Source organism: Methanosarcina baikalica, assembly GCF_031461075.1.
GTDB classification, from domain to species: domain Archaea; phylum Halobacteriota; class Methanosarcinia; order Methanosarcinales; family Methanosarcinaceae; genus Methanosarcina; species Methanosarcina baikalica.
The window spans coordinates 1-4,142 of record NZ_JAVKPK010000118.1 but is presented as its reverse complement, the minus strand read 5'-3'; the positions used below and the strand labels follow the sequence as shown (position 1 = coordinate 4,142).

At 38.2% G+C, this 4,142-nt stretch carries 3 protein-coding genes; 2 read left to right on the top strand and 1 reads right to left on the bottom strand.

Annotated features, from left to right (window positions below; all coding sequences use genetic code 11):
- The first annotated feature begins 446 nt into the window (after window positions 1–446).
- Entirely contained in the window at window positions 447–2,282 is a 1,836-nt protein-coding gene (locus RG963_RS16150) for a DUF2207 domain-containing protein (protein ID WP_310577305.1), read from the top strand.
- Between the two features lie 30 nt (window positions 2,283–2,312).
- Window positions 2,313–2,861, top strand: coding sequence for a LemA family protein (locus RG963_RS16145; protein WP_310577304.1), 549 nt, complete (start codon window positions 2,313–2,315; stop codon window positions 2,859–2,861).
- A 534-nt stretch (window positions 2,862–3,395) separates the two neighbouring features.
- Here RG963_RS16145 and RG963_RS16140 read toward each other — a convergent pair.
- Window positions 3,396–3,575 carry a CsbD family protein gene (locus RG963_RS16140; protein WP_310577303.1) on the bottom strand — a complete coding sequence of 60 codons (180 nt, stop codon included), beginning with the start codon at window positions 3,573–3,575 and terminating at the stop codon, window positions 3,396–3,398.
- Window positions 3,576–4,142 lie beyond the last annotated feature (567 nt).

Here is a 4,142-nt window from a genome sequence, read left to right as displayed (position 1 = left end):
CAATAAAGCCCATATACCCCTTTAACATATGCTGATAAAGCTATTTAATTTAACAGAATCTGATTTTGAAAAAGGATTTATACACAAAGCAATTGACTTTAAAAAAGACTTTATTTATGCTGAGTGTTAATTTGCAAGAGACGTTCTGCTTTAAAATAGGAATTTTTTACCTTAAAATGTAAGGTAATACCTGATATAATTCTGAAAACTAAATAAGGGAGCCTTAAAAGAAAATATAATTAATATATTTTTAAGTAAGTTAATGAAATAGATATCAATTAATGAAATGTTCCAAACTTATAAGTAATTTATAGAAGGTCAGGTGCCTAACACATACTGCATTTATAAAAAAATAAGCGTCTGCGAGCCAGTTAGGAACTAAGTCTTAAGAGGACTCTAAAAAAAGATTAATATTTTAAAAATAATACTGAGTTGGAGGAATTTGGTTGCGCCTTTCAAATGGTTCTGTTGAACCTGCCAAAGAAGCAAATATAGGTTATATAGCATTGAAAATAGTTGTTCTTCTGCTGGTTCTTCTCTGCCTGACACCCTCAGCCAGTGCAAGAGACTACACACTGGAAGGAGCTACAACGAATATAACTATCGATCCCAGCGGCTTAGTCCACGTTGAAGAATCTATTTCCTACATATTTGAAGGAAATTATAATGAAGTTTTTAGAACACTCAAGGTGTCGCCCGAAGAATCCATCCAGAATATCAAAGGATATTGCTCAGATGAAGCATGTAAATTCAGTGTTAATCCGACTTCCGAAGGATACGAGCTTGTAGGCTCGCTTCCGAACCCCACCCCTGAAAAAGTGACTTTTTTTATTTCCTACGATCATTATGGTGCAGTCAAAGTCCATAGCGATGTTTCCGAACTCCACTATAAACTCTGGGGTGAAGAATGGGAGAAACCTCTTGGAAGCTTAAAGGGGAGCATTACACTTCCTGTGAAAAATGAAAGTGAGATCCAGTACTGGATCCACCCGACAGGCTATACACAGGATGCGAATGTGAAACAGAACGCCCTTAATTTAAAGACAACGGAGATTCCCTCTAATAAATGGTATGAAATCAGAGTGGTTTTTCCAAGAATAACATCTCCCAATTCCAGCCTGGTTCAGGTGGATGATGAAAAAGGGCTTGAACAAATATTAGCTATTGAGAATGAATACCAACATAGAGGCTTGATCTTAAAGAACCTCTATAATCTGACACTCTTATTTGCGTTCCTGGCTCTGGTATTTCCTTTCGCTATATACTTCCGATATGGAAGAGAACCAAAAATAGATTATGAAGCGATCTATGAGAGAGAGCCGCCTACAGATTCCAAAGCTGCAGTCGTCAATGCCATCATGCGGGGGAAAATGGGAATTCCCACAATGGAAGGCTTTACAGCTACGGTTATGGATCTTGTTAACCGTGGTTATATTTCTCTACATACTGTAAAATCAGAAGAAAGTAAAGCATTCGGTCTGTTCAAATCCGATTCTGAAGATATTGTAATCGAAATTATCGACCTCGATACTTATTCGGAAGTTAAAGGAAATATACGTGAACTGGATGATTTTGAAAAAGATGTATTTAATTTGTTAAAAAGCCATGCTTCAAAAAGTAAAATCTCCTGGAATGAACTGAAAAAAGAGCTTGGAAAAGGAACTGATTTCTATGAATTTATCACTGCCTGGAATAAAAAAGTCAAAGTACATATTACGGTTGATAAACTCTTTCGATCCACAGGAAACACGTATATGAGTATATTTTCTTTAGCCATTTCAATAGCAGCATTTATTTATTTAGTTGCATTCTCGAAATATCTCCCTTCAGAAGAGTTTCCCTTAGCTGCAAATCTGAATATGCTGATTATTCTCATCCTTGCTTTTGGGATCGTTATGCTGATTTTCTCCTCAACCTTCGAAAAGATACTTGGTCGCTGGACCCCTGAGGGAAAACTCTACTATAAACGCTGGGATAATTTTAAAAAATATCTCACAGACTTTTCTGCTCTCAAAGAGCATCCTCCGGAATCGATAAAGATCTGGGATCGTTATCTTGTGTATGCAACTTCCCTGGGAGTCGCAAAGGAAGTCCTCCACAATATGTCTCTGGTAGTTCCATCTGAACAGCTTCAAGGGAGTAGCTTCTATCTTATACACCACAGTTATGCTCAATTTGATTCCGGTTTTGGGAATGCCTATTCGTCATCCGCTCCATCCGGAGGCGGCGGGGTAGGCGGAGTAGGTGGCGGCGCTGGTGGCGGCGGCGGCGGTGCGAGATAAAGTATTTTGGATAAATAGAAGGTGATCTATGTGATAGTAGAAATTCTGGTAATAGTAGCAATAATCTTAGGTTTGATTTTCGTTATAATTTACAATGACCTTATCAAGCAGCGAAACAGGGTAGAAAATGCGTGGGCGCAGATAGAAGTCCAGCTAAAAAGGCGCTATGACCTTATCCCCAACCTGATAGAAACAGTGAAAGGGTATGCAAAACACGAAAAAAACCTTTTCGAAAACATTACAAAAGCCAGGGCTGCAGTAATGTCTGCAAATAATGTAAATGAAACGGCGGAAGCCTCCAATTACCTTTCCTCCACCCTGAAATCCCTTTTTGCAGTTGCAGAAAACTATCCTGACCTGAAAGCCAATCAGAACTTTATACAGCTCCAGAAAGACCTCATGGAGACCGAAAACAAAATTGCCTATGCAAGACAATTTTATAATGATACCGTTATGAAATATAACATCAGTATTCAGACAATCCCAAAAAATATTGTTGCATCTTTAATGGGATTCCAGAAGAAAGAGTTATTTGAAACCGTGCAAGCAGAAAGGGAAGTCCCGAAGGTTGAATTCTGATCCAACACATACTGAACTGAGCTAATATACTGAATACTAAATTTACTAATAAATTTAGTAATTCAGTTTACTAATTTAGTATACTGATCTAATTTACTGTCCACTTAAGGGATTGTACCCCATTATATCGACGAGCTCGATACAATATATACATAAATAGTGTGAACTGCCCTCCCTAAAACTTTCGCCTAACGATTCCATTCATTGTCCCATATCTGGACGAATAAGAAAAAGAAATTGCGGAAAGAGCCCTTAAACCTGCATCCGGGGTTCAATCCGAATATAGGAGGGAACAGGCTCTTTCCTTGTCTACTTTGTAAATCAATTCTTCCGGGCATAGTCAAAAAATATGTCGCCCAGGGTTGAGAATAGATAGTCATGCTCCCAAAATATCATTTATGCAGGAGCGGCACTATTGATATGATTAATTAATCAACAATTATATCTCCCCAGAAACCGGAAAAATTCGCACCCTGGGCATTAAGAGCTATCGAATTTAGGCGACTGGGTACAGGCGCACGAGACACCGCTCTTTTACTTATCAAACACTTTTTTGATTTGACCTTTCTTTTCTTGTATCTTACCTTCCGTCTGTTCAACTCTACCTTCGGTTTCCAAATCTGGATCCTTGATCAGTTTCCCTGCGGTCTCCTTAATCTCACCCTTTGCTTTGTGAAGCTTACCTTCCACTTGATCTTCGGTGCTTGATTTCATGGTACTCCTCCTGTTCTAAAATGCTTTTTTAATCCTGGAGAATAATCACAGCTATATCACTCTTTCAAGAGACATAGCGCCCTTTAAAGAAGTGTAAGCCGAAAAAATAAGACAATTGTCTGCATTAATAGCCGTGATACCCCGGTTGATAATACATTATAATAGTATGATTATAAAATGAATTGCTTTCTCTTAAGATCTTTCTGTAATAAAGTTTTTGAGGAAGAATACTTCAAGAGTTAAGCAACTTATTTCAAGGTGCGGTGGCTGCAGAAAAGAAATCAAAGGGATAGTAGGATTCAGCATATTGTTTAAATGTACAAAGCTATCGAATCCTCCAGAATTGACAAAGATAAAAAGCAGATTCAAGTCTTTGATATCTTTAGCGCCGAGCAGACGCATAAAAAGGATGGCTGTTTGTGAAAACCAGGGATCTTTCTAAGTAAATATTTTCATTCCAATCCTTTTTGATCGTTTTTAGTTAGCTCTTCAGTGCGTTGAAGAGTTTTTAGTTTTTTATGGGTACCAGCGCTCTCACCGGCCAACCAAGGAGGCCGGCCTTTCCAG